The following is a 25,103-nucleotide window of genomic DNA, read 5'->3' as shown; positions in this document are numbered from 1 at the left end:
TGACGTGATAGGACAGCGCGACACCGTGAGCGGCGCGCACTTCGCTTTCACCGACAGGTGGGGCGGGGTGAGCGCCGCTCCGTATGAGGAGCTCAACCTCGGCGGAGCGGTCGGCGACGACCCCGGGACCGTGACGGCCAACCGCGAGATCGCCGCCAAGTCGCTCGGGCTCGACCCGGGCGACGTCGTCTGGATGAACCAGGTGCACGGGCCGGAGGTCACCGTGGTCGACGGACCGTGGCGTGACCGTCCGGTCCCCGAGGTCGACGCGATCGTCACCGCACGGCGGGGTCTCGCCCTCGCCGTCCTCACCGCCGACTGCGTGCCGGTCCTGCTGGCCGACCCGGTCGCCGGGATCGCCGCCGCGGCACACGCGGGACGGCCGGGCATGATCGCCGGGGTCGTCCCGGCGGCGCTACGCGCGATGACGGAACTGGGCGCCGACCCCGCCCGGATCGTCGCCCGCACCGGCCCGGCCGTCTGCGGTCGGTGCTACGAGGTGCCGGACGCGATGCGCGCCGAGGTGGCCGCCGAGGAACCGACGGCGTACGCCGAGACGAGCTGGGGCACGCCGGCGGTGGACGTGGCCGCCGGAGTGCACGCCCAGCTCGCACGGCTCGGGGTGCACGACCGGGCGCAGTCCCCGGTGTGCACGCTGGAGTCGGGTGACCACTTCTCGTACCGCCGCGACCGCACCACGGGGCGGCTCGCGGGATATGTCTGGCTGGACTGAATGGACATGAAGGACCGTAAGGACGAACTCGCCGCAAATCTGGCGCAGGTGGAGGAACGAATCGCCGCCGCCTGTGCGGCAGCCGGGCGTGCCCGCGAGGAGGTGACCCTGATCGTGGTCACCAAGACCTACCCCGCGAGCGATGTGCGGATCCTGTCGGAACTCGGTGTGCGCCACGTCGCCGAGAACCGGGACCAGGACGCGGCGCCCAAGGCCGCCGAATGCTCGGACCTGCCTCTGGCCTGGCACTTCGTCGGGCAGTTGCAGACCAACAAGGTGCGGTCCGTGGTCGGTTACGCGGACCTCGTGCAGTCGGTCGACCGCTCCCGGCTGGTGACGGCGCTCTCCAAGGAGGCCGTACGCCAGGAGCGCGAGGTGGGCTGCCTGATCCAGGTGGCGCTGGACGCCGGCGAGAGCGCCCGCGGCGAGCGGGGCGGTGTGGCACCGGGCGGCATCGAGGAGTTGGCCGAGCTCGTCGCGAAGGCTCCGGGGCTGCGGATGGCCGGGCTGATGACCGTCGCGCCGCTCACCGGGGAGTATGCGGGGCGCCAACAGGCGGCCTTCGAGCGGTTGATGGATTTGTCGACCGACCTGCGGCGAGCTCATCCGGCTGCGAACATGGTGTCGGCAGGGATGAGTGCGGATCTCGAGGAGGCGGTGGCGGCGGGTGCGACACATGTGCGCGTCGGCACTGCGGTACTCGGAGTCCGCCCCAGGCTCGGGTAACGTCGCCAAGAAGTCGGACCACAGCAGAAAATATGGTCAATGTCGCCGAAAGGCGGGCGTAACGACCTCGTGGATGGCGGGCACTTGGCAGTCGCCGATCCACCACAGAGCGGAGGACTCAGAGCATGGCCGGCGCGATGCGCAAGATGGCGGTCTACCTCGGCCTCGTGGAGGACGATGGGTACGACGGCCGGGGGTTCGACCCCGATGACGACTTCGAGCCCGAACTGGACCCGGAGCCCGAGCGGGACCACCGACGGCACGAGCCGTCCCACCAGTCCCACAGCGCACATCAGTCCCAAAGGGACGAAGAGGTGCGAATCGTTCAGCCGCCCGCGCCTCGCGAACCCGTGGCCCGTGCGACTTCGCTACCCGCGGAATCCGGCCGCCCGGCGCGCATCGCGCCCGTGGCGTCCATCACACAAGAACGCGCAAGCCTGGAGAAGAACGCACCGGTGATCATGCCCAAGGTCGTGTCGGAACGAGAGCCGTACCGGATCACCACACTTCACCCCCGGACCTACAACGAGGCCCGTACCATCGGGGAACACTTCCGTGAGGGCACCCCGGTGATCATGAATCTGACTGAGATGGATGACACAGACGCGAAGCGACTTGTCGACTTTGCGGCAGGTTTGGTGTTTGGTCTTCACGGCAGCATCGAGCGGGTGACGCAGAAGGTGTTCCTGTTGTCGCCTGCTAACGTCGATGTCACGGCGGAGGACAAGGCCCGCATCGCAGAGGGCGGGTTCTTCAACCAGAGCTGAGACGCACCACCGGAAGAACAGCACGGAACTGGGAAACAGGGGAGAGGGAAACACCAGTCATGAGCGTGGTCTTGCAGGTTCTCTACATCGCGCTGATGGTGTTCCTCATCGTGCTCATCTTCCGGTTGGTCATGGACTACGTCTTCCAGTTCGCCCGCTCATGGCAACCCGGCAAGGCGATGGTGGTCGTTCTGGAGGCCACCTACACTGTCACTGATCCACCGCTGAAGCTTCTGCGGCGGTTCATCCCGCCGCTGCGTCTCGGGGGCGTGGCGCTCGACCTGTCCTTCTTCGTACTGATGATCATCGTCTACATCCTGATCACCGTTGTACGGAGCGCGATGTGAACGATGTGACAGATACGGTCTTGCCGACTGCCGACGACTACGTTGAGGTGAAGAGATGCCGTTGACCCCCGAGGACGTGCGGAACAAGCAGTTCACGACCGTCCGCCTCCGAGAAGGCTATGACGAGGACGAGGTCGATGCCTTCCTCGATGAGGTCGAAGCCGAACTGACGCGCCTGCTCCGCGAGAACGAGGACCTGCGCGCCAAGCTGGCCGCGGCCACGCGTGCTGCTGCCCAGAACCAGCAGAACATGCGCAAGCCTCCGGAGGGGCCCGGCGGTCCGCAGGACCAGCAGGGCGGTATGCCCCAGCAGGGCGGCATGCCCCAGGGCGGAATGCCGCAGCAGGGCATGCGCGGTCCGGGGGCCCCTGTCCCCGCCGGCATATCGGGCCCGCCGCAGCAGCAGATGGGTGGCCCCATGGGTGGTCCGCCCCAGCTGCCGAGCGGTGCCCCGCAGCTGCCCGCCGGTCCCGGCGGTCAGGGTGGCCCTCAGGGTCCCGGTCCGATGGGCCAGGGTCCGGGGCCGATGGGCCAGCCCCCCATGCAGCAGATGGGCGGCCCCATGGGCGGTCCTATGGGTGGCCCGATGGGCGGTCCCGGTCAGGGCGGCCCCGGCGGCGACAGCGCCGCACGCGTTCTGTCGCTCGCGCAGCAGACCGCCGACCAGGCGATCGCCGAGGCCCGTTCCGAGGCCAACAAGATCGTCGGCGAGGCGCGTTCGCGTGCCGAGGGTCTTGAGCGTGACGCCCGTGCCAAGGCCGACGCCCTGGAGCGGGACGCGCAGGAGAAGCACCGCGTCGCGATGGGCTCCCTGGAGTCCGCCCGCGCCACGCTGGAGCGCAAGGTCGAGGACCTGCGTGGCTTCGAGCGCGAGTACCGCACGCGGCTGAAGTCCTACCTCGAGTCCCAGCTGCGCCAGCTGGAGACGCAGGCGGACGACTCGCTCGCCCCGCCGCGCACTCCGGCCGCCGCGTCGCTTCCGCCGTCCCCGGCGCCCTCCATGGCTCCGGCCGGTGCGAGTGCCCCGTCGTACGGCGGCAACCAGGGAATGGGCGGCGCCCCGTCCCCGGCTGCTCCGTCCTACGGCGGTCAGCAGCAGATGTCCCCGGCGATGACCCAGCCGATGGCTCCGGTCCGGCCGCAGGGCCCCGGCCCCATGGGCCAGGCCCCGTCGCCGATGCGCGGGTTCCTCATCGACGAGGACGACAACTGACGGTTGGTAGTACGCCGTAGGCGTCGGCAGCGTTCAGGGCGGGGCCCCGGATTTCGATCCGGGGCCCCGCCCTTTTGCTACGCGTGTTCACGGAGTTTGCGGTGTTTGTTCGCAGCCCGGTGTGGGTGTCCGACGTACACAACGCCGAAGGCCCGGTACCACCAAGATTCTTTGGTGGTACCGGGCCTTCGGTCGTGCGGGCGGGTCCCGCTACTGCTTGCGCAGGCGGAACGTCAGGGTCAGACCCTCGTCCGTGAAGGCGGCGCCGTATGTGTCGTCCGCCTCACCCTGGGCGAAGTCCGTCGCCAGGACCTCGTCGGCGATCAGCTCGGCGTGCTCGGCGAGCGCCGCGATCGTCGCCGGGTCCGTCGCCGTCCAGCGCAGGGCGATGCGGTCGGCAACGTCCAGGCCGCTGTTCTTGCGGGCCTCCTGGATCAGGCGGATCGCGTCACGGGCCAGGCCCGCACGGCGCAGCTCCTCCGTGATCTCCAGGTCCAGGGCGACCGTGGCACCCGAGTCGGACGCCACCGACCAGCCCTCGCGCGGGGTCTCCGTGATGATCACCTCGTCCGGGGCGAGGGCGACCGTCTCACCGTCGACCTCGACCGACGCGGTGCCCTCGCGCAGGGCCAGGGACAGCGCCGCGGCGTCCGCGTTCGCGATGGCCTTCGCCACATCCTGGACGCGCTTGCCGAACCGCTTGCCCAGGGCGCGGAAGTTCGCCTTGGCGGTGGTGTCGACCAGGCTGCCGCCGACCTCGGAGAGCGAGGCGAGCGAGCTCACATTCAGCTCCTCCGTGATCTGCGTGTGCAGTTCACGGTCGAGGGCGTCGAAGCCCGCGACGGCCACCAGGGCCCGGGACAGCGGCTGGCGGGTCTTGACGCCCGACTCCGCGCGCGTGGCACGGCCCAGCTCGACCAGCCGGCGGACCAGGACCATCTGCTTCGACAGCTCCGGGTCGATCGCCGACAGGTCCGCCTCCGGCCAGGCGGCCAGGTGCACCGACTCCGGGGCGCCCGGGGTGACCGGGACGACCAGGTCCTGCCAGACCCGCTCGGTGATGAACGGGGTCAGCGGGGCCATCAGCTTGGTGACGGTCTCGACGACCTCGTGCAGGGTGCGCAGTGCCGCCTTGTCGCCCTGCCAGAAGCGGCGGCGCGAGCGGCGGACGTACCAGTTGGACAGGTCGTCGACGAACGCAGAGAGCAGCTTGCCGGCGCGCTGGGTGTCGTAGGCGTCCAGGGACTGGGTCATCTGGTCGACCAGCGCGTGCAGTTCGGACAGCAGCCAGCGGTCCAGGACCGGACGGTCGGCCGGCGCCGGGTCGGCCGCGGAGGGCGCCCAGTTCGACGTACGGGCGTACAGGGCCTGGAAGGCGACCGTGTTCCAGTACGTCAGGAGCGTCTTGCGGACGACCTCCTGGATCGTGCCGTGGCCCACGCGGCGGGCCGCCCACGGGGAGCCGCCGGCCGCCATGAACCAGCGCACCGCGTCGGCGCCGTGCTGGTCCATCAGCGGGATCGGCTGGAGGATGTTGCCCAGGTGCTTGGACATCTTGCGGCCGTCCTCGGCGAGGATGTGGCCGAGGCAGACGACGTTCTCGTACGACGACTTGTCGAAGACCAGCGTGCCGATCGCCATCAGTGTGTAGAACCAGCCGCGGGTCTGGTCGATGGCCTCGCAGATGAACTGCGCCGGGTAGCGGGCCTCGAACAGTTCCTTGTTCTTGTACGGGTAGCCCCACTGCGCGAACGGCATCGAGCCCGAGTCGTACCAGGCGTCGATGACCTCCGGCACGCGCGTGGCCGTCTTCGCGCAACTCGGGCAGTCGAAGGTGACGTCGTCGATGTACGGGCGGTGCGGGTCGAGGCCCGACTGGTCGGTGCCGGTCAGCTCGGTGAGCTCCGCGCGGGAGCCGACCACGGTGAGGTGGTCGTCCTCGCAGCGCCAGATCGGCAGCGGGGTGCCCCAGTAGCGGTTGCGGGACAGCGCCCAGTCGATGTTGTTGTTCAGCCAGTCGCCGTACCGGCCGTGCTTGACCGTCTCCGGGAACCAGTTGGTGTCCTCGTTCTCCTGGAGGAGGCGGTCCTTGATGGCGGTGGTGCGGATGTACCAGGACGGCTGTGCGTAGTAGAGCAGCGCGGTGTGGCAGCGCCAGCAGTGCGGGTAGCTGTGCTCGTACGGGATGTGCCTGAAGAGCAGGCCGCGCTGCTGGAGGTCCTCGGTGAGCTTCTCGTCGGCCTTCTTGAAGAAGACGCCGCCGACCAGGGGGACGTCCTCCTCGAAGGTGCCGTCGGGGCGGACCGGGTTCACCACCGGCAGGCCGTAGGCGCGGCAGACCTTGAGGTCGTCCTCACCGAAGGCGGGGGACTGGTGGACCAGACCCGTGCCGTCCTCGGTGGTGACGTACTCGGCGTTGACCACGTAGTGGGTGCCGCCCTCGGTCTCAGGGAACTCGACCAGCTCGAACGGTCGTTGGTACGTCCAGCGCTCCATCTCGGCGCCGGTGAAGGTCTGGCCGGTGCTCTCCCAGCCCTCGCCGAGGGCCTTGGCGAGAAGCGGCTCGGCGACGACGAGCTTCTCCTCGCCGTTCGTCGCGACGACGTAGCCGACCTCGGGGTGCGCGGCCACGGCCGTGTTGGAGACGAGCGTCCAGGGCGTGGTCGTCCACACCAGGAGTGCGGCCTCGCCGGCGAGCGGACCGGAGGTGAGCGGGAAACGGACGTACACGGACGGGTCGACGACCGTCTCGTAGCCCTGCGCCAGCTCGTGGTCGGAGAGGCCGGTGCCGCAGCGCGGGCACCAGGGGGCGACGCGGTGGTCCTGGACCAGCAGGCCCTTGTTGAAGATCTCCTTGAGCGACCACCAGACGGACTCGATGTACTCGGGTTCCATCGTGACGTAGGCGTCGTCGAGGTCGACCCAGTAGCCCATGCGGGTCGTCAGGTCGGAGAAGGCGTCGGTGTGGCGCAGCACGGACTCGCGGCACTTGGCGTTGAACTCGGCGATGCCGTACGCCTCGATGTCCTTCTTGCCGCTGAAGCCGAGCTCCTTCTCGACCGCCAGCTCCACCGGGAGGCCGTGGCAGTCCCAGCCGGCCTTGCGGGCCACGTGGTAGCCGCGCATGGTGCGGAAGCGGGGGAAGACGTCCTTGAAGACGCGGGCCTCGATGTGGTGGGCGCCGGGCATGCCGTTGGCGGTGGGCGGGCCCTCGTAGAACACCCACTCGGGGCGGCCCTCGGACTGCTCCAGGCTCTTGGCGAAGATCTTCTGCTCGCGCCAGAAGTCGAGCACCGCGTGCTCGAGCGCGGGCAGGTCGACCTGGGCGGGCACCTGGCGGTACGTCGGCGTTGTCATCAGCGAGCTTCCTCCGGCGGACTTGCTGCCTTCCGTCCGGAGGGACGAGAGCCGAATCTTCCCTACGCCGGTTTCGGCGCGCTCCCGCGGTACCACCCTCCTTGGCCCTCCGACGCGGGGTGTGCGTCGGCGAGCCCCCTCATTGGGGTCGCGATACCGGCTCTACTAGCCCGTGCCTGACGGCGGCGGCTTTCTTCCGGCGGCTCCGGGGTGATCTTCACGTCGCGCTCGCCCCCGGGCTTCCACCGTCCCCGGGTCGCTCTGGGCTGCGTACGCCGCTACTCGTCCCCATCCACGCTTTTCGCTCCGCCCAGTGTACGGCGCCGCGCGGACAGCGGCCGACCGGATTTCCGGGGCGCCGGGGCGGGCATCGGCTTCGGGACGCGATGACCCGAATGGTGCGGTACGCCTGTTCGGATTCTGGGACGTCCGGCTCGTCGGCATACCCCGCGGGGAGCTGGGCACAACGCATGCATGTCTCCCGCGCGGCATGCGCGAGGCGGGCGAATCGGGCGGTGTGCCCCGTTGCCGCGGGACTCAAGTCGATTTATCGTCCCAGCACGATTCGCGAGCAAGATCACAATATGTGAAGGGGCCGCGGCATGGTGGCGAAGAAGACCGCCGTACAGCAGTCGGCGTCGAGCAGATCCACACATGCGCGTGCCGGTTCCGCCGGCGGGGCGGCCAAGGACGGTCACGGGAAGAAGGCCACGCAGGGGGGCGCGGCGCAGGACAAGGAGCAGGGCCGCAAAGGGGCCGGTCAGGAGGCCGGCGGGACGTCCGGCAAGGCTGCGGCGAAGAAGGCGGCCGCCGCTCCCAGGGCGGCCGGGAAGAAGACGGCGGGCAAGAAGGCCGTCGGCAGGAAGGAGGCGGCCGCCGCGAAGCCCGCCGCCAGGAAGTCGGCGGAGAAGGGCGAGGCCAAGGAGGCCGCGGCCGGGAAGAGCGCCGCCAAGAAGAGCACGGCCAAGAAGAGCACCGCCAGGAAGAGCGCGGCCGGGAAGCGTGCGGTCGCCGAGAGCAGGGTCAAGAAGGTGGGCGCGGCGCAGGCCGCGGAGCAGACAGGAGCCACGACGGTGGTTGCGAAGAAGACCCCTGGCACGGCCACGGCGGCCAAGACCGCCGTTCCCAAGGCACGCATCGCCGCGGCGGTGGAGCCCGGCGAGCTCGCGGTGCGCCCCGGTGAGGACCCCTGGACCTCGGAGGAGGTCGAGGAGGCACGAGCCGAGCTGATGGCCGAGGTGATGCGGCTGCGCAACGAGATCGAGTCGTCCGAGCAGTCCCTCGTCGGCCTGATGCGGGACTCCGGGGACGGCGCGGGCGACGACCAGGCCGACACCGGCGCCAAGAACATCACGCGCGAGCACGAGCTGGCGCTCGCCGCGAACGCCCGCGAGATGCTCACCCAGACCGAGCGCGCCCTGGAAAAGCTCGACGCGGGCACCTACGGCCTGTGCGAGAACTGCGGGAACCCGATCGGCAAGGCCCGCATGCAGGCCTTCCCGCGCGCGACCCTGTGCGTCGAGTGCAAGCAGAAGCAGGAACGGCGGTACTGACCGGTGGCCCGGCCCCCGCGGGACGTGTCGTACTCTCGTCCTCAGTCAGGTACCTAGGTCGAGGGACTCACGTGGCAGAGGCGGAGCGCATCATCGGTACGCCGGATACCCCAGAGCCGGCGGCGGCCGAGCCGGAGGAGTCCGGTGCGGAGCGGCCCCGGGGCAAGCGCCGGATCGCCGTGCTGTTCGGCGTGGCCGCGTTCGCGTACGCCCTGGACCTGATCAGCAAGATGATCGTGGTCGCCAAGCTGGAGCACCACCCGCCGATCGAGATCATCGGGGACTGGCTGAAGTTCGAGGCGATCCGCAACGCGGGCGCGGCCTTCGGCTTCGGCGAGGCCTTCACCGTGATCTTCACGGTGATCGCGGCGGCCGTGATCGTGGTGATCGCCCGGCTCGCCCGCAAGCTGTACAGCCTGCCCTGGGCGATCGCGCTCGGCCTGCTGCTCGGCGGTGCCCTCGGCAACCTCACCGACCGGATCTTCCGCTCGCCGGGCGTCTTCGAGGGCGCGGTCGTGGACTTCATCGCGCCCAAGCACTTCGCCGTGTTCAACCTCGCGGACTCGGCGATCGTGTGCGGCGGCATCCTGATCGTGCTGCTGTCGTTCCGGGGGCTGGACCCCGACGGCACCGTGCACAAGGACTGATTCCCGCAAGGGGCCGCCACCAGGGGCCCGCGGGAGTTGTCCACAGGCTCCGTACGGGGCTGTCGGCCCGGTCCGGCATACTCGTCGGGTGAGCACGATTCCCGAGATCCGTACCCTGCCCGTGCCCGACGGCCTGGAGGGCGAGCGCGTCGACGCCGCCATCTCCCGCATGTTCGGCTTCTCCCGTACGAAGGCCGCAGAGCTCGCCGCGGCGGGGAAGGTCACGGTCGACGGGTCGGTGGTCGGGAAGTCGGAGCGGGTGCACGGCGGGGCCTGGCTCGAGGTCGAGATGCCGCAGGCGCCCGCGCCCGTGCAGATCGTCGCCGAACCGGTCGAGGGCATGGAGATCGTGCACGACGACGATGACGTGGTCGTGATCGTCAAGCCCGTCGGCGTCGCCGCGCATCCGTCGCCGGGCTGGAGCGGGCCGACCGTCATCGGCGGGCTGGCCGCCGCCGGCTACCGGATCTCGACGTCCGGCGCCGCCGAGCGCCAGGGCATCGTGCACCGCCTCGACGTGGGCACCTCCGGCCTCATGGTGGTCGCCAAGTCGGAGCGGGCCTACACCTCGCTCAAGCGCCAGTTCAAGGAGCGCACGGTCGACAAGCGCTACCACACGCTCGTCCAGGGCCACCCCGACCCGACCAGCGGCACCATCGACGCCCCGATCGGCCGCCACCCCAACCACGACTACAAGTGGGCCGTCACGGCCGACGGCAAGCCGTCGATCACGCACTACGACCTCATCGAGGCGTTCCGCGCGGCCTCCCTGCTCGACGTGAAGCTGGAGACCGGGCGCACCCACCAGATCCGCGTCCACATGGCCGCCCACCGGCACCCCTGCGTCGGCGATCTGACCTACGGCGCCGACCCCACGCTCGCCAAGCGGCTGCGGCTGACCCGCCAGTGGCTGCACGCGGTGCGGCTCGGCTTCGAGCACCCCGGGGACGGGCAGTGGGTGGAGTTCGGGAGCGAGTACCCGGCCGACCTCCAGAAGGCGCTGGACCAGGTCCGCGAGGAGACGTGGGGATGAGCCCGGTGACGTACGCCGTGCGGGTCGCCGAGGACCCCGCCGACCGCGAGGCGTGCTTCGCGGTGCGCAAGGAGGTCTTCGTCGTCGAGCAGGGCGTCCCGCAGGACATCGAGTACGACGCCCACGACGCCGATGCCGTGCATGTGCTGGCGGTCCGGGAGGACGGACTGCCGCTCGGCACGGGGCGGCTGCTGCACGGCGAGGCGGCCGCGGCCAAGACCGACGGTGACCTCACGGTCGGGTCGCTGGGGCGGCTCGCCGTGACGCGGGAGGCCCGCGGGCTCGGCGTCGGGGCGGCCCTGGTGCGGGCGATAGAGGACGCGGCCCGCGCGCGTGGCCTCGCAGCCGTGGACCTGCACGCGCAGACCCACGCCCTGGGCTTCTACGAGCGGCTGGGGTACGTGGCGTACGGGCCGGAGTTCCCGGACGCCGGGATGCCGCACCGGGCGATGCGGCGCGCCTTGTAGCCGACGCCGCCGGCCGCCGCCGCCCGGCAAGGCGGCCGTTGCACGAGTGGGCGTGGCACGCTGGACGTTCGAAGGTTCTTGATCGTCCAGACCTGCGGAGCGTTGACCGTGGATCAGTTGGCCCTGTTGTTCGTGCTGTTGCTCGGGGCCGTGGTGAGTGTCCCGGTGGGGGACCGGTTCGGGTTGCCCGCGCCGGTGCTGATGACGCTGCTCGGGATCGTGCTCGCGCTGCTGGAGTTCGTGCCGAACGTCGAGATCCCCCCGGAACTCATCCTTCCGCTGCTGCTGCCGCCCCTGCTGTACGCGGCCGTACGGCGGACCTCGTGGCGGCAGTTCGCGGCGAATCTGCGGCCCATCTTCCTGCTCGCCGTGGCGCTGGTGTTCGTCACGACGTTCTGCGTGGCCGCGGTCGCGCACGCGATCGTGCCGGGGCTGCCGCTCGCCGCCGCCGTGGCACTGGGTGCGCTCGTCGCGCCGCCGGATCCGGTCGCCGCGACCGCCGTCGCCGGGCAACTCGGGCTGCCGAGGCGGCTGGTGTCCATCCTGGAGGGCGAAGGGCTCTTCAACGACGTGACGGCCATCGTGCTGTACCACGTGGCCATCGCCGCCGCCGTGAGCGGTGACTTCACCGCTTGGGAGGCAGGGCTCGACCTCGTGCTGTCCGCGGTCGTCGCGCTGGCCGTCGGGCTCGCCCTCGGCTGGGGCGCCTACAAGCTGATGGACCTGCTGGGCGACGCGACCCTCCAGATCGGACTCTCGCTGCTCGTGCCGTACGCCTCGTACGTGCTGGCGGAGGAGCTCCAGGGCTCCGGTGTGCTCGCGGTGCTCGTCACCGCCATGTTCCTCGCCGAGTACGCCACCGACGCCGACGACGTGATGACACGGCTCGCCGGGCACACCTTCTGGGACATCGTCGACACGCTGGTCACCGGCGTCGCGTTCGGGCTGATCGGGCTCGAACTGCACATCGCGGTGCGCACGGCGTCCGGGCGCTGGCAGGAGCTGCTCGGCTGGGCGGCCACGGTGGTCGGGGTCGTCGTGGTCGTACGGCTGCTGTGGCTGCTGCCGGCCACCTGGCTCACCAAGCGGCTGCACGCCAAGCGGGACGTCGACGAGGAGATCCCGGTGAGCTGGCGGGAGACCGTCGTGATGTGGTGGTCGGGGATGCGAGGCGTGGCGTCGGTGGCCCTGGCGCTGGCCATCCCGTTGGAGACCGACGCCGGAGAGCCCTTCCCCAACCGCAACGAGATCATCTTCATCGCGTTCGGGGTGATCATGGCGACGCTGGTGGCGCAGGGGCTGACCTTGCCACGGCTCGTGAAATGGCTCGGTGTGCGTGCCGACGGCGAGCGGGAGCAGGAGTTCGAGAAGCAGCTGGCCGTGCGCGCGGCGAGAGCTGCCAAACGGCGGCTGAAGGAGATCGAGGCGGTCGAGGAACTGCCCGAGGACCTCTCCGAGCAGATGCTGCGGCGGGCGTTCGAGATCGGCGTGCGGATCAGTCCCGACATGGCCGAGGACGAACGTCGCGAGGCGCATCAGCAGCGGGTGCGGCGGCTGAAGCGGGTGCGCCGGATCCAGGGCGAGATGCTCAGCGCGGCGCGGCACGAGGTGCTGGCGGCGCGCAGCGAACCGGGGGCCGACCCGGAGGTGGTGGACCGGGTGCTGCGGCATTTGGACGTGCGAAGTCTGCGCTGACCTCGCCGCCGGGCGCCAGGACTTCGTACGATCTGATCATGGCTCGCAACGTTGTGATCAGTGGTGGCGGTACCGGAATCGGGCTCGCGGCGGCCCGGCTGTTCGCGGAGGACGGGGACCGGGTGCTCCTGCTCGGGCGGCGCGCGGAGGTGCTGGAGCAGGCCGCTGTGCCCGGGGCCCTCACCTTCGCCGCGGATCTGAGCAGGCCGCGCGGGGTGCGGGGGGTGGAGCGGTTCGTGGCGTCGGAGCTCGGCACCGTGGACGTCCTCATCCACAGCGCCGGCGGCTCCGGGTATCTGGAGCCCAAGGTGGACAGCGACGAGCCCCTCGACGTCGTCCTGCACAACTGGACCCTCAACTTCGGCCTCAACACCCTGACCGCCGCCCTGCTCACCGAGGCCCTGAAGGACCGGCTCGCCGATCCCGGCGGGCGGGTGCTGTTCCTCAGCTCCATCGCCGCCTTCAGGGGGTCCGGCAGCGGGGCGTACGCGGCGTCCAAGGCCGCGCTGCACCCGTACGCCCACGACCTGGCCCGGCAGTTGGGGCCGCGCGGGATCACCGTGAACGTGGTCGCGCCCGGCTATGTCGAGGACACCGAGTTCTTCGGCGACGGGATGGACGAGGAGCGGCACGCCCGGCTGGTCGCCGAGACCTCGACCGGGCGCGCCGGTGCGCCGGGGGACGTCGCCACGACCCTGCACTGGCTGGCGTCCCACGGCGCCGGGCACATCACCTCGCAGATCATCCAGGTCAACGGGGGTGCCGAGCGCGGCCACTGAGCGCTCCGCGGGGAGGGGGTGCGGGGTCGTCTGCGGCTCCGTTGTGGCTGGTCGCGCCCGCCCGGCGGTAGCCGTGGATCGACTACAGCCCCGCGCCCCTTTCGGCGTTGCAGTTCTCGGCGGTCAGGGGCGTTCCGGGCGCGCCGGCTGAGGGTCGTGGTGGAAGGTGCGCCTGGCGCCCGGGAGCCGGTCCGGGACCGGGAAGCCGGGTGGCAGGGCCGCGTCCGCCGCGTTGACGCGCGGCAGCGCGTACGGGTGGCGCTCGGACAGCCAGCGGATCAGCTGCTCGCGCACCGTGACCCGGACCGTCCACAGGTCGTCCGCGTCCTTCGCCGTGACCAGGGCCCGCACCTCCATCGTGCTGGGCGTGGAGTCGGTGACGACCAGGCCGTAGTCCCGCCCGTCCCAGGCCGGGCAGTCCCGCAGGACGTCGCGGAGCCGCTCGCGCATGGCCTCCAGCGGTGCCGAGTGGTCGAGATGCAGGAAGACGGTGCCGGTCATCTGGGCGCCGCCGCGCGACCAGTTCTCGAAGGCCTTCGACGTGAAGTACGACACGGGCATCGTGATCCGGCGCTCGTCCCAGGTCCGCACCGTCAGGAAGGTCAGGGTGATCTCCTCGACGGTGCCCCACTCGTCGTCCACCACGACGGTGTCCCCGATGCGCACCATGTCCCCGAAGGCGATCTGGAGCCCGGCGAACATGTTGCTCAGGGTGGACTGGGCCGCGACACCGGCGACGATGCCGAGGATGCCGGCCGAGGCCAGCAGCGAGGCACCGGCCGCCCGCATCGCCGGGAACGTCAGCAGCATCGACGCCGCCGCGACCACGCCGACGACCGCGGACACCACACGCATGATCAGCGTCACCTGCGTGCGCACCCTGCGGACCCGGGCCGGATCACGGTGCACCCGGGCATAGCGGCTGTACGTCGTCTCCACGACGGCCGCCGCTATGCGGATCGCCAGCCAGGCCGCCGCCCCGATCAGCACCAGCGTCAGCACCCTGCCCACGGCGACCCGGTTCTCCAGGAACAGCGCGGCCTCGTCGTAGGACCCTCTCAGGAGGGCCGTGCAGAGCACGAGCTGGTAGGGAACGCGGGCCCGGCGCAGCAGACCCCACAGCGGGGTCTCGTTGTGCCGTTCGTCGGCCTTGCGCATGAGGCGGTCGGTGGCCCACCCGATGACCAGGGTGAGCAGCACCGAGCCACCGATCACGATCAGCGGTCGGAGTATCGTCTCCATGCCTCCGAACGTAACCAGCATCAGGGGGTCATGAACATCCGCACCGGTGAGGCGGTGGTCACGGCACTGTCGTACCCGGCTGGCACCATGGCCTCATGAACATCATGCTGTTTCACTCGACGTACGGCCTCAGGCCCGCCGTGCGCCAGGCCGCGGACCGGCTGCGCGCCGCCGGACACGAGGTGTGGACGCCGGACCTCTTCGAGGGCCGCACGTTCGACACGGTCGAGGAGGGCATGGAGTTCAACCAGCAGATCGGCAAGGACGAACTGCTGAAGCGGGCCGTGCTCGCCGCCGCGCCCTACTCGGAGCGCGGGCTGGTCTACGCCGGGTTCTCGCTGGGCGCCTCCGTCGCCCAGACCCTCGGGCTCGGGGACGAGAAGGCACGCGGACTGCTGCTTCTGCACGGCACGTCGGACATCGCGGCGAACGCCTCGGTGGACGAGCTGCCGGTGCAGCTGCATGTCGCCGAGCCGGACCCGTTCGAGACGGACGACTGGCTGAGCGCCTGGTATCTCCAGATGGGCAGGGCGGGCGCCGACGTCGAGGTCTACAGATACGCCGGGGCCGGCCACATCTACACCGACCCCGACCTGCCGGACTACGACGAGGAGGCCGCCGAGGCCACCTGGCGGGTGGCGCTCGGCTTCCTGGACTCCCTCTAGGCTCAGCCCGCCGCCCGGTACGCCGCGAAGTTCTGCTGCATGCGGCTCACCTGGCCCGCGGTGAACTGGTACATGCAGGCGTCGTACGTGTAGTCCATGAAGTTGTGGATCGGGTCCGCGCCCGCCTTGCGGGTGCAGGTGTCCCGTCCCTCCGGGCACTCGTACGCGGCACTCTTCTCGGCCGGGGTGTCGTCGACGTAGTCGCCGTTGCCGTTACAGCCGCCCTGGAAGGTGTGGTACAGGCCCATCCAGTGGCCGACCTCGTGGGTCGCGGTGTCGCCCTCGTCGTAGTGGGTGGCAGAGCCGCCCGGCAGCGAGGTGTCGAGGAGGACCACGCCGTCCATGGACGGGCTCGACTTGTAGGAGCTGGGGAAGGTCGCCCAGCCGAGGAGGCCGTCGCCGAGGTTGGCGGTGTAGACGTTGAGCGCGTTCGCGCCGCCCTTGCGCAGGGCGGACTTCATCGCCTTCTCCTCCGTCGAGCCGTAGCCGACGCCGTACCAGGCCGCGTTGTCGGTGTAGTCGGTGCCGGCGAGGGTGAACTGATAGCCGGAGGCGACGTTCCCGGTGCCCTGGCCGGCGTAGGCCGCGTTCAGGACGTTCATCTGGGCGTTGATGTCGGCGGAGTCGAGCTGCCCGGTCGCGCCGTCGTGGATGACGTGGAAGTAGACCGGGATGGTGGTCGAGGCGGCGGCCGCGAGGCTGCGCCTGCCGGTTGCCGGCAGCTTGTCGAGCTTCTTCCTCAGGTCGGCGTCCATCGCCTGGGCCTTGGCCGCGCTGACCTCGTTGGGCTCGGCGACGGCCTCGCCGCCGGGTCCGGGGCGGGCCTCGCGGGCCGCGGCGTGGCCGCTCTCCCCGGCGCAGTCGGCGGCCGGAGCCTGGGTCGCCGCGAGCGTGGTGGGCGCCGAGAGCGGAGTGAGCATCAGAGTTCCGGCCACGGCTGTCGTGGCGAGAACACGTCTGCGCGTAGAGGGAGATATTCGGGCAAGCACACGCATGCTGACTCCTGGCTGATGCGTTGGGGAGGGGGCGCAGGGGTCTTCCTGGCCGCCGCCCGGACATTACGTGGACATGCCCATGTCCGAAGAGAATCGATCAGGCCCAATCAAATACCCGACAGAGGGGGGTATTTGGGGTAAGTGAATGATCAACTGTCCGGAGTGTGAGATCGCGGCGTAACGGGTTCCGTTGCCCGGGCGGGTGGTGTGTCCGTATTCGGAACGCGACGCGCACCACCCGCCGTAGCGATGTGATCTCCGGTTAACGGCCCGCAATCGGGCCAGGGGTGGCCGAAAATCGACCATGGGGCACAGGGCTTACACAGGGTCGTAGGTGCGCTCGACCTTCTGCGTGCCGGTGCGGGTGCGGTACGAACGTGCCCAGGACGCGCCGGAGTCCTGCTTCGTCTTGTCGGCCAGGACGTAGTAGTCCATCTGCGCGCGGGCGGCCGTGATGTCCAGGATTCCGTAGCCGTGGCGGTCGGTGTCGACCCAGTGGACGTGCCGGTTGGCGGCCCGGATGAGCGGCGAGGCGATCGCGGAGACGGTGCCCTCGGGGACCTTGACGATGTCGTCGAGGTTGTCGGAGGTGACCGACGTGACGACGAACTCCGTGGCCGCGGAGGCGGACAGCGGGTAGGTGCCGGCGTCCACCGGGACGTCGTTGGCCCACGCCATGTGGATGTCGCCGGTGAGGAACACGGTGTTGCGGATCGCGTTCGAGCGCAGATGGGCGAGCAGCTCGCGGCGGTCGTCCGTGTAGCCGTCCCACTGGTCGGTGTTGAGGGCGAGACCCTCCTGCGGCAGGCCCAGCAGCTTGGCCAGCGGCTTGAGCAGGTCCGCGGAGAGGGAGCCGATCGCGAACGGCGAGATCATCACCGAGTTGCCGACCAGCCGCCAGGTGGTGTCGGAGGACTTCAGGCCCGCCTTCAGCCAGTCCAGTTGGGCGCGGCCGGTGAGCGTGCGGTCGGGGTCGTCGACCTCGCCGTTGCCGACCTTGACCTGCTCGGAGCGGAAGGAACGCAGGTCCAGCAGGGACAGGTCGGCGAGCTTGCCGAAGCGCAGCCGCCGGTAGGTGGTGCCGGCGACGGCCGGTCGCACCGGCATCCACTCGAAGTACGCCTGCTTGGCGGCGGCCTGACGCGCGGCCCAGGCGCCCTCGGTGCCCTCGGTGTGGTTCTCGGCGCCGCCCGACCAGGCGTCGTTGGCCATCTCGTGGTCGTCCCAGATCGCGATGACGGGTGCCTTCGCGTGCAGGGCCTGGAGATCGGCGTCCGTCTTGTACTTGCCGTGCCGGCCGCGGTAGTCGGCGAGCGTGAGGATCTCGTTGGCAGGCGCCGTCGGCCGCACCACGGTGCCGCGCGTGCCGTACTGGCCGGTGCCGTACTCGTAGATGTAGTCGCCGAGGTGCAGCCAGGCGTCCAGGTCACCGCGGGCGGCGAGGTGGCGGTACGAGGCGAAGTAGCCCGCCTCCCAGCTGGCGCAGGAGACCACGCCGAAGCGCAGGCCGGCCACGGAGGCGTTCGCCGCCGGCGCGGTGCGGGTGCGCGCCACCGGGGAGTCCGTGCCGCCCGCCGAGAAGCGGTACCAGTAGTCGGTGGCCGGCTCCAGGCCCCGTATGTCCGCCTTCACGGTGTGGTCGGAGGCGGCGGTCGCGGTGGTCGAGCCCTTGGCGACGATGTTCGTCAGCGCCTTGTCGCGGGCGACGACCCAGCTGACCTCGGTGTCCGGGCCGAGCCCGGAGCCGGGCGTGGCGTCGGCGGCCGGCGTCACACGGGTCCACAGCAGGACGCCGTCGGGCAGCGGGTCACCGGAGGCGACGCCGTGCAGGAAGGCGGGCCCCTGCCCGGCCGCGCGCGCCGGCAGCGCGGCGGCGAGCGGACCCGCCAGGACAGCCGTCGCCGCCGCGGCCTTGACGACCGTACGGCGGCGTGGGGTAGGGGAATTGAACGGCTCGGATGATCTGTATCGACTGGTCACAGCCGATCAGGTTACTGAGCGGTATGCACAAGAGCGGGCGAACTCGCAAAAGTTCGCCCGCTCTTCCTCTGAAGGTCGGATCAGCCCTTGAGGGCCGTCTCCATCGCCTTGTTGAAGTCGGCCACCGTCATCGGCGCGTTCTTCCCGTCGGCGCCGGTGAGGGTCTTGCCGTCCATCTTCAGGGTCGGGGTGCCCTGCACGCCGCTGTCGTCGAACGTCGCCGACATCTCCAGCGCCCACTTGTCGTAGGTGCCGTTCTTCACGGCGTTCTGGAACTCCTTGTTGCCCTTCAGGGCGTCGACCGTGTCCGCGATCTTGATCAGGTAGGCGTCGTCCTTGAGCTTGTCGTCGGACTCCTCCGGGTGCCACTTCGTCGAGTACATCGCGGCCTTGTACTGGAGGAACGCCTCGTCGCTGACGTTCAGCGCCGCACCCAGGGCGCTGAGGGCGTTCTTGGAGCCCTCGCCGCCCAGGCCGTTGTCGAGGAAGGTGGCCCCGACGTACTGCATCTTGTACTTGCCGTCCTCGACGCCCTTGTCGACGGTCGTGCCGACGGCCTGTTCGAAGGAGGCGCAGACCGGGCAGCGCGGGTCCTCGTACATCACGAGGGTCTTCTTGGCGCTGTCCTCGCCGATGGTGACGGTCGTGCCGTTCTTGCCCGAGGTGTTGGCCGGCTTGACGAGCTTGTCGTCCTTCGCGGCCTCCCAGTAGCCGGGCTTGTTGCCCTGCACGACCGCGTAACTGATGCCGCCGGCTATCGCCAGGACGCCGACGATGGAGCCGGCGACGATCAGCTGCCGCTTGATCTTCGCGCGCTTCGCCTCACGCTCGCGCTCGATGCGCAGCCGCTCCCGGGCCGCCGTCTTCGCGGCCTGGCTGTTCCGCTTGCTCATGTTGGTGATCTCCATGGGGACACGCACACGTCGTGTGCGGGATTACGTATGGGTGGGCTGTGCTGCTCAGTAGCCGTTCACGCGCGTCGGACGCTGGTCACGCGCAGGTGAAGGCAGGGGAGCGAGGCGGTCCACGCCGTCCCAGGGAGTGCACGAGGAGGCGGCTGCGGGCGGCGGCCGTACGGTCGGTGGGGCGCGGCAGACGGCGGGCCGGGGCGGTCGTGGGGACCGTCACCGCGGCGACCGCCGTGAGCAGCGGCCGGAACGTGGTCGCCGCGACCGCGCTCAGCAGCTGCGCCAGGGCCCGCTCGCCGCGGCGCAGCCAGGCCGCGGCGAGGAGGCCGACGCCGATGTGGGCGGCCAGCAGGAACCAGGCGGTGACCGGGTCGACATGGCCGAGCAGGCCGCCGAGCCGCTCGGGGTCGGTGCCGGTGACCTGGGCCAGCGGGGCCCCGACCTGGGTGCCCTCGCCGCACAGCACGTCCCAGCCGACCGACGCCAGCGGACCGGCGACCGGGCCGCCCGCCCTGCCGTAACAGACGTGCTGGCCGGTGGTGAGGATCGTGTCGGCGGCCAGCTCCAGCGGCACCAGCAGAGCGGCGATCCGGCCGAAGGTCCGCTCCCGGCCGGCCAGGGCGTAGGCGAGCACGAACACGGCGCCCGTGAGCAGGGTCACCGTGTTCAGCGGCAGGGGTGCCCGGGAGAGCAGCACGTGCGACGCGGTGCTCAGTGTCACGACGAGTGCCGTGAAGAGCGCCGCGCGTACGGCTCGCAGCTGGGTCCCGGATATGTCCATAGCGGTGGAGAGTGTGTCACGTGCTCCTGTAAGAGACCCCTAAAGGGTGCCTGTGAATGGCCGGGGAGCGACCGTGCGTGGCCTGTCCGTCACAGACCCGGGATCCGGCCGTTGCGGAACAGGTCCACGAAGGTCTGGTGGTCGGCACGCGCGCGTGCGCCGTAGCTGTGCGCGAAGTCGACCAGGAGCTCCGCGAAGCCGTCCTCGTCGGCCGCGATGGCCGCGTCGATGGCGCGCTCCGTGGAGAACGGCACCAGGGACTCGCCGGAGGTGTCGTCCGCCGCCGCGTGCATCGTGGCCGTGGCCCGGCCGAGGTCGGCGACCACCGAGGCGATCTCCTCCGGGTCGTCGATGTCGCCCCAGTCCAGGTCCACCGCGTACGGCGAGACCTCGGCGACCAGCTGGCCCGCGCCGTCCAGCTCGGTCCAGCCCAGCCACGGGTCGGCGTGCTGCTGGAGGGCGCGCTGGGAGATCACCGTGCGGTGGCCCTCGTGCTGGAAGTAGTCCCGCAGCGCCTGGTCGGTGATGTGCCGGGAGACGGCCGGGGTCTGGGCCTGCTTGATGTAGATCACGACGTCGTTCTCGAGGGCGTCGGTGTGGCCCTCCAGCAGGATGTTGTACGACGGCAGCCCGGCCGAGCCGATGCCGATGCCGCGGCGGCCGACGACGTCCTTGACCCGGTAGGAGTCCGGGCGGGCCAGGGACGCGTCCGGCAGCGTCTCCAGATAGCCGTCGAAGGCGGCGAGGACCTTGTAGCGGGTGGCCGCGTCCAGCTCGATGGAGCCGCCGCCCGGGGCGAAGCGGCGCTCGAAGTCACGGATCTCCGTCATGGACTCCAGCAGCCCGAAGCGGGTCAGCGCGCGGGCGTCGCGCAGCGCGTCCAGCAGCGGGCCCTGGGCGGTGTCCAGCGTGAACGGCGGCACCTCGTCGCTCTTGGCACCGGTGGCCAGGGCGTGCACCCGCTCGCGGTAGGCGGCCGCGTAGATTCGCACCAGCTCGCTGATCTGGTCGTCGCCGAACGCCTTGGCGTACCCGATGAGCGCGACGGAGGCGGCGAAGCGCTTGAGGTCCCAGGTGAAGGGGCCGACGTAGGCCTCGTCGAAGTCGTTGACGTTGAAGATCAGCCGGCCGTTGGAGTCCATGTACGTGCCGAAGTTCTCCGCGTGCAGGTCGCCGTGGATCCACACGCGCGAGGTGCGCTCGTCCAGGTACGGGCCGCCCCGCTTCTCGGCGTCGAGGTCGTGGTAGAAGAGGCACGCCGTGCCGCGGTAGAACGCGAAGGCCGAGGCCGCCATCTTCCGGAACTTCACGCGGAACGCGGCCGGATCGGCGGCCAGGAGCTCGCCGAAGGCGGTGTCGAAGACGGCGAGGATCTCGTCGCCGCGCTGCTCGTCGTTGAGCTGGGGGACCGACATCGCTGGGTGCCTCCTGGTGCATGTGTACGACAGCGTTTCTGTCGTATCCAACGGGCGGGCCGACCGGAAAGTGCCCGCGGCCCTCGCTGTGAAGGTACGCGGGGCAGCCCCGTGAGTGTCAGTCCCGAGGCATAGACTTCGACGCTGTCCCCAGAAGTGTCCGTCCGCCTGTCACCGAGCGTTTTCCATGGAGGCCAAGCCGTGTCAAAGCCGCCGTTCACGCACCTGCACGTCCACACCCAGTACTCGCTGCTGGACGGTGCCGCGCGGCTGAAGGACATGTTCAACGCGTGCAACGAGATGGGCATGACGCACATCGCCATGTCCGACCACGGCAACCTCCACGGGGCGTACGACTTCTTCCACACCGCGAAGAAGGCCGGGGTCACCCCGATCATCGGGATCGAGGCGTACGTCGCCCCCGAGTCCCGGCGCAACAAGCGCAAGATCCAGTGGGGCCAGCCGCACCAGAAGCGCGACGACGTGTCCGGTTCCGGTGGTTACACCCACAAGACGATGTGGGCCGTCAACAAGACGGGCCTGCACAACCTCTTCCGGCTGTCCTCGGACGCGTACGCCGAGGGCTGGCTCCAGAAGTGGCCCCGGATGGACAAGGAGACGATCTCCCAGTGGTCCGAGGGGATCGTCGCCTCCACCGGCTGCCCCTCCGGAGAGCTCCAGACCCGGCTGCGCCTCGGCCAGTACGACGAGGCCCTGAAGGCGGCGGCCGACTACCAGGACATCTTCGGCAAGGACCGCTACTTCCTGGAGCTGATGGACCACGGCATCGAGATCGAGCACCGGGTCCGTGACGGCCTTCTGGAGATCGGCAAGAAGCTCGGCATCCCGCCGCTGGTGACGAACGACTCGCACTACACGTACGCGCACGAGGCGACCGCCCACGACGCCCTGCTGTGCATCCAGACCGGCAAGAACCTCTCCGACCCGGACCGCTTCAAGTTCGACGGCACGGGCTACTACCTGAAGTCCACGGACGAGATGTACGCCGTCGACTCCTCGGACGCCTGGCAGGAGGGCTGCGCCAACACCCTCCTCGTGGCCGAGATGGTCGACACCGACGGCATGTTCGAGGCGAAGAACCTCATGCCGAAGTTCGACATCCCCGAGGGCTACACCGAGGTCACCTGGTTCAAGGAGGAGGTCCGGGTCGGCATGGAGCGCCGTTTCCCGGGCGGTGTCCCCGAGGACCGGCAGAAGCAGGCCGAGTACGAGATGGACGTCATCATCCAGATGGGGTTCCCGGGCTACTTCCTCGTCGTCGCCGACTTCATCATGTGGGCCAAGAACAACGGCATCGCGGTCGGTCCGGGGCGAGGCTCCGCAGCCGGCTCGATCGTCGCCTACGCCATGGGCATCACCGACCTCGACCCGATCCCGCACGGCCTGATCTTCGAGCGGTTCCTCAACCCCGAGCGCGTCTCCATGCCCGATGTCGACATCGACTTCGACGAGCGCAGGCGCGTCGAGGTGATCAGGTACGTGACGGAGAAGTACGGCGCCGACAAGGTCGCCATGATCGGCACCTACGGCAAGATCAAGGCGAAGAACGCCATCAAGGACTCCGCGCGCGTGCTGGGCTACCCGTACGCGATGGGTGACCGTCTCACCAAGGCGATGCCCGCCGACGTCCTCGGCAAGGGCATCGACCTCGACGGCATCACCAACCCCTCGCACCCGCGCTACAGCGAGGCCGGCGAGATCCGCGGGATGTACGAGAACGAGCCGGACGTCAAGAAGGTCATCGACACCGCGAAGGGCGTCGAGGGCCTGGTCCGGCAGATGGGCGTGCACGCCGCCGGCGTGATCATGTCCAGCGAGCCCATCGTCGACCACGCCCCGATCTGGGTGCGGCACACCGACGGCGTCACCATCACGCAGTGGGACTACCCGCAGTGCGAGTCGCTCGGCCTGCTGAAGATGGACTTCCTCGGCCTGCGCAACCTGACGATCATGGACGACGCCAACAAGATGGTGAAGTCCAACAAGGGCATCGACCTCGACCTGCTCTCCCTGCCGCTCGACGACCCCAAGACCTTCGAACTGCTCCAGCGCGGCGACACCCTGGGCGTGTTCCAGTTCGACGGCGGACCGATGCGTTCGCTGCTGCGGCTGATGAAGCCCGACAACTTCGAAGACATCTCCGCCGTCTCCGCGCTGTACCGTCCGGGCCCGATGGGCATGGACTCGCACACGAACTACGCCCTGCGCAAGAACAAGCTCCAGGAGATCACCCCGATCCACAAGGAGCTGGAGGAGCCCCTCGAAGAGGTCCTGGCCGTCACCTACGGCCTGATCGTCTACCAGGAGCAGGTGCAGAAGGCCGCCCAGATCATCGCCGGGTACTCCCTCGGCGAGGCCGACATCCTGCGCCGCGTGATGGGCAAGAAGAAGCCCGACGAGCTGGCGAAGAACTTCGTCCTCTTCCAGAAGGGCGCCCGCGACAAGGGCTACAGCGACGAGGCCATCCAGGCCCTGTGGGACGTACTGGTCCCCTTCGCCGGCTACGCGTTCAACAAGGCGCACTCCGCCGCGTACGGCCTGGTGTCGTACTGGACCGCCTACCTCAAGGCGAACCACCCCGCCGAGTACATGGCCGCCCTGCTGACCTCCGTCAAGGACGACAAGGACAAGTCGGCCGTCTACCTGAACGAGTGCCGGCGCATGGGCATCAAGGTGCTCCCGCCGAACGTCAACGAGTCGGTGCACAACTTCGCCGCCCAGGGCGACGACGTGATCCTGTTCGGCCTGGAGGCCGTACGCAACGTCGGTACCAACGTCGTCGAGTCGATCATCAAGAGCCGCAAGGCGAAGGGCAAGTACGCCTCCTTCCCCGACTACCTCGACAAGGTCGACGCGACCGCGTGCAACAAGCGCACCACCGAATCGCTGATCAAGGCGGGCGCGTTCGACAGCCTGGGGCACACCCGCAAGGGCCTCACCGCGCACTTCGAGCCGATGATCGACAACGTGGTCGCGGTCAAGCGGAAGGAGGCCGAGGGCCAGTTCGACCTCTTCGGCGGCATGGGCGAGGAGGAGAGCAACGAACCCGGCTTCGGGCTCGACGTGGTCTTCACCGAGGACGAGTGGGACAAGACCTATCTGCTCGCCCAGGAGCGGGAGATGCTCGGCCTGTACGTCTCCGACCACCCGCTCTTCGGCCTGGAGCACGTGCTGTCCGACAAGGCCGACGCGGGCATCGCCCAACTCACCGGCGGTGAGCACGCGGACGGCGCGGTCGTCACCATCGGCGGCATCATCTCGGGCCTCCAGCGCAAGATGACCAAGCAGGGCAACGCCTGGGCGATCGCCACCGTCGAGGACCTCGCCGGTTCCATCGAGTGCATGTTCTTCCCGGCGACGTACCAACTGGTGTCGACCCAACTCGTCGAGGACGCCGTGGTGTTCGTCAAGGGCCGCCTCGACAAGCGCGAGGACGTGCCGCGGTTGGTCGCGATGGAGCTCCAGGTCCCCGACCTGTCCAACGCGGGCACCAACGCGCCCGTGATCCTCACCATCCCGGCGACCCGTGTCACCCCGCCGATGGTCAGCCGCCTCGGCGAGATCCTCAGCCACCACAAGGGCGAGAGCGAGGTCCGGATCAAGCTCCAGGGCCCGACCAGGACGACGGTCCTACGGCTGGACCGGCACCGGGTGAAGCCCGACCCGGCGTTGTTCGGTGACCTGAAGGTGCTGCTCGGACCGTCCTGCCTGGCCGGCTGAGCCCAGTCGTGGATGAGGGGCGCACCCCGCGCGTCGGGTGCGCCCCTCATCGTGTGCCC

Annotated in this window: 20 protein-coding genes; 13 read left to right on the top strand and 7 right to left on the bottom strand. The window is 69.8% G+C overall.

Annotated elements, in window-relative coordinates; translation table 11 throughout:
- Positions 1-4 precede the first annotated feature (4 nt).
- From pgeF to PGH47_RS11350, 5 genes are all read left to right on the top strand, one after another.
- Positions 5-733 (top strand): peptidoglycan editing factor PgeF, encoded by a 729-nt coding sequence (gene pgeF / locus PGH47_RS11370; RefSeq protein ID WP_271663323.1) that lies wholly within the window; start codon positions 5-7, stop codon positions 731-733.
- Between the two features lie 6 nt (positions 734-739).
- On the top strand, positions 740-1,459 hold the full coding sequence (locus PGH47_RS11365; protein WP_271663322.1) for a YggS family pyridoxal phosphate-dependent enzyme: 720 nt from the start codon (positions 740-742) through the stop codon (positions 1,457-1,459).
- A 125-nt stretch (positions 1,460-1,584) separates the two neighbouring features.
- Positions 1,585-2,226: a cell division protein SepF gene (locus PGH47_RS11360; protein WP_030950524.1), complete on the top strand. Its 642-nt coding sequence runs from the start codon at positions 1,585-1,587 to the stop codon at positions 2,224-2,226.
- Positions 2,227-2,285: 59 nt separating this feature from the next.
- Positions 2,286-2,573, top strand: a complete 288-nt coding sequence (locus PGH47_RS11355) for a YggT family protein (RefSeq protein ID WP_030950525.1) — start codon at positions 2,286-2,288, stop codon at positions 2,571-2,573.
- Positions 2,574-2,628: 55 nt separating this feature from the next.
- Positions 2,629-3,786, top strand: coding sequence for a DivIVA domain-containing protein (locus tag PGH47_RS11350; RefSeq protein ID WP_271663321.1), 1,158 nt, complete (start codon positions 2,629-2,631; stop codon positions 3,784-3,786).
- A gap of 210 nt (positions 3,787-3,996) precedes the next feature.
- On the opposite strand, the gene ileS is transcribed toward PGH47_RS11350, so the two are convergent.
- Positions 3,997-7,143 carry an isoleucine--tRNA ligase gene (ileS, locus tag PGH47_RS11345; protein ID WP_271663320.1) on the bottom strand — a complete coding sequence of 1,049 codons (3,147 nt, stop codon included), beginning with the start codon at positions 7,141-7,143 and terminating at the stop codon, positions 3,997-3,999.
- 602 nt (positions 7,144-7,745) lie between these two features.
- Between ileS and PGH47_RS11340 the strand changes: the two genes are divergently transcribed.
- The 6 genes from PGH47_RS11340 to PGH47_RS11315 all read left to right on the top strand — a co-directional run bounded on the left by PGH47_RS11340 (position 7,746) and on the right by PGH47_RS11315 (position 13,317).
- Entirely contained in the window at positions 7,746-8,696 is a 951-nt protein-coding gene (locus PGH47_RS11340) for a TraR/DksA family transcriptional regulator (RefSeq protein ID WP_271663319.1), read from the top strand.
- Positions 8,697-8,767: 71 nt separating this feature from the next.
- The gene (gene lspA, locus PGH47_RS11335) at positions 8,768-9,343 is read left to right on the top strand and encodes a signal peptidase II (protein WP_269640711.1); all 576 of its coding nucleotides are present in this window, start codon (positions 8,768-8,770) and stop codon (positions 9,341-9,343) included.
- An 88-nt stretch (positions 9,344-9,431) separates the two neighbouring features.
- Positions 9,432-10,376: an RluA family pseudouridine synthase gene (locus tag PGH47_RS11330; protein ID WP_271663318.1), complete on the top strand. Its 945-nt coding sequence runs from the start codon at positions 9,432-9,434 to the stop codon at positions 10,374-10,376.
- A complete protein-coding gene (locus PGH47_RS11325; RefSeq protein WP_271663317.1) occupies positions 10,373-10,843 on the top strand; it encodes a GNAT family N-acetyltransferase in 471 nt (156 codons plus the stop codon). Before PGH47_RS11330 ends, PGH47_RS11325 begins: the two co-directional genes overlap by 4 nt.
- A 108-nt stretch (positions 10,844-10,951) precedes the next feature.
- Entirely contained in the window at positions 10,952-12,538 is a 1,587-nt protein-coding gene (locus PGH47_RS11320; protein WP_271663316.1) for a Na+/H+ antiporter, read from the top strand.
- 38 nt (positions 12,539-12,576) lie between these two features.
- Positions 12,577-13,317: an SDR family oxidoreductase gene (locus PGH47_RS11315; RefSeq protein WP_271663315.1), complete on the top strand. Its 741-nt coding sequence runs from the start codon at positions 12,577-12,579 to the stop codon at positions 13,315-13,317.
- A 123-nt stretch (positions 13,318-13,440) separates the two neighbouring features.
- Here PGH47_RS11315 and PGH47_RS11310 read toward each other — a convergent pair whose 3' ends face one another.
- Positions 13,441-14,559, bottom strand: a complete 1,119-nt coding sequence (locus tag PGH47_RS11310) for a mechanosensitive ion channel family protein (protein WP_271663314.1) — start codon at positions 14,557-14,559, stop codon at positions 13,441-13,443.
- A gap of 95 nt (positions 14,560-14,654) precedes the next feature.
- On the opposite strand from PGH47_RS11310, the gene PGH47_RS11305 reads away from it, so the two are divergent.
- Positions 14,655-15,224 carry a dienelactone hydrolase family protein gene (locus tag PGH47_RS11305; protein WP_107907056.1) on the top strand — a complete coding sequence of 190 codons (570 nt, stop codon included), beginning with the start codon at positions 14,655-14,657 and terminating at the stop codon, positions 15,222-15,224.
- 2 nt (positions 15,225-15,226) lie between these two features.
- Here PGH47_RS11305 and PGH47_RS11300 read toward each other — a convergent pair whose 3' ends face one another.
- The 5 genes from PGH47_RS11300 to PGH47_RS11280 all read right to left on the bottom strand — a co-directional run bounded on the left by PGH47_RS11300 (position 15,227) and on the right by PGH47_RS11280 (position 21,303).
- Positions 15,227-16,219 (bottom strand): zinc metalloprotease, encoded by a 993-nt coding sequence (locus PGH47_RS11300; RefSeq protein WP_271663313.1) that lies wholly within the window; start codon positions 16,217-16,219, stop codon positions 15,227-15,229.
- Positions 16,220-16,537: 318 nt separating this feature from the next.
- Positions 16,538-18,199, bottom strand: a complete 1,662-nt coding sequence (locus PGH47_RS11295; RefSeq protein WP_271663312.1) for an alkaline phosphatase D family protein — start codon at positions 18,197-18,199, stop codon at positions 16,538-16,540.
- An 80-nt stretch (positions 18,200-18,279) separates the two neighbouring features.
- The gene (locus tag PGH47_RS11290) at positions 18,280-19,092 is read right to left on the bottom strand and encodes a thioredoxin domain-containing protein (protein ID WP_030963097.1); all 813 of its coding nucleotides are present in this window, start codon (positions 19,090-19,092) and stop codon (positions 18,280-18,282) included.
- A gap of 97 nt (positions 19,093-19,189) precedes the next feature.
- Positions 19,190-19,888, bottom strand: a complete 699-nt coding sequence (locus PGH47_RS11285; protein ID WP_107907059.1) for a hypothetical protein — start codon at positions 19,886-19,888, stop codon at positions 19,190-19,192.
- A gap of 89 nt (positions 19,889-19,977) precedes the next feature.
- On the bottom strand, positions 19,978-21,303 hold the full coding sequence (locus PGH47_RS11280; RefSeq protein ID WP_107907060.1) for a DUF2252 domain-containing protein: 1,326 nt from the start codon (positions 21,301-21,303) through the stop codon (positions 19,978-19,980).
- 201 nt (positions 21,304-21,504) lie between these two features.
- Between PGH47_RS11280 and dnaE the strand changes: the two genes are divergently transcribed.
- On the top strand, positions 21,505-25,044 hold the full coding sequence (gene dnaE / locus PGH47_RS11275; protein ID WP_271663311.1) for a DNA polymerase III subunit alpha: 3,540 nt from the start codon (positions 21,505-21,507) through the stop codon (positions 25,042-25,044).
- Positions 25,045-25,103 lie beyond the last annotated feature (59 nt).

Source organism: Streptomyces sp. HUAS 31 (assembly GCF_028198125.1).
GTDB lineage: Bacteria > Actinomycetota > Actinomycetes > Streptomycetales > Streptomycetaceae > Streptomyces > Streptomyces chartreusis.
Note: the sequence above shows the minus strand (reverse complement) of the source record. Positions and strands in the feature narration are given on the sequence as shown.

Coding starts and splice junctions, on each gene's coding strand:
- PGH47_RS11365 (WP_271663322.1), top strand. CDS start 740: ATGAAGGACCGTAAGGACGAACTCGCCGCAAATCTGGCGCAGGTGGAG.
- PGH47_RS11360 (WP_030950524.1), top strand. CDS start 1,585: ATGGCCGGCGCGATGCGCAAGATGGCGGTCTACCTCGGCCTCGTGGAG.
- PGH47_RS11355 (WP_030950525.1), top strand. CDS start 2,286: ATGAGCGTGGTCTTGCAGGTTCTCTACATCGCGCTGATGGTGTTCCTC.
- PGH47_RS11350 (WP_271663321.1), top strand. CDS start 2,629: ATGCCGTTGACCCCCGAGGACGTGCGGAACAAGCAGTTCACGACCGTC.
- ileS (WP_271663320.1), bottom strand. CDS start 7,143: ATGACAACGCCGACGTACCGCCAGGTGCCCGCCCAGGTCGACCTGCCC.
- PGH47_RS11340 (WP_271663319.1), top strand. CDS start 7,746: ATGGTGGCGAAGAAGACCGCCGTACAGCAGTCGGCGTCGAGCAGATCC.
- PGH47_RS11325 (WP_271663317.1), top strand. CDS start 10,373: ATGAGCCCGGTGACGTACGCCGTGCGGGTCGCCGAGGACCCCGCCGAC.
- PGH47_RS11315 (WP_271663315.1), top strand. CDS start 12,577: ATGGCTCGCAACGTTGTGATCAGTGGTGGCGGTACCGGAATCGGGCTC.
- PGH47_RS11310 (WP_271663314.1), bottom strand. CDS start 14,559: ATGGAGACGATACTCCGACCGCTGATCGTGATCGGTGGCTCGGTGCTG.
- PGH47_RS11305 (WP_107907056.1), top strand. CDS start 14,655: ATGAACATCATGCTGTTTCACTCGACGTACGGCCTCAGGCCCGCCGTG.
- PGH47_RS11300 (WP_271663313.1), bottom strand. CDS start 16,219: ATGCGTGTGCTTGCCCGAATATCTCCCTCTACGCGCAGACGTGTTCTC.
- PGH47_RS11290 (WP_030963097.1), bottom strand. CDS start 19,092: ATGAGCAAGCGGAACAGCCAGGCCGCGAAGACGGCGGCCCGGGAGCGG.
- PGH47_RS11285 (WP_107907059.1), bottom strand. CDS start 19,888: ATGGACATATCCGGGACCCAGCTGCGAGCCGTACGCGCGGCGCTCTTC.
- PGH47_RS11280 (WP_107907060.1), bottom strand. CDS start 21,303: ATGTCGGTCCCCCAGCTCAACGACGAGCAGCGCGGCGACGAGATCCTC.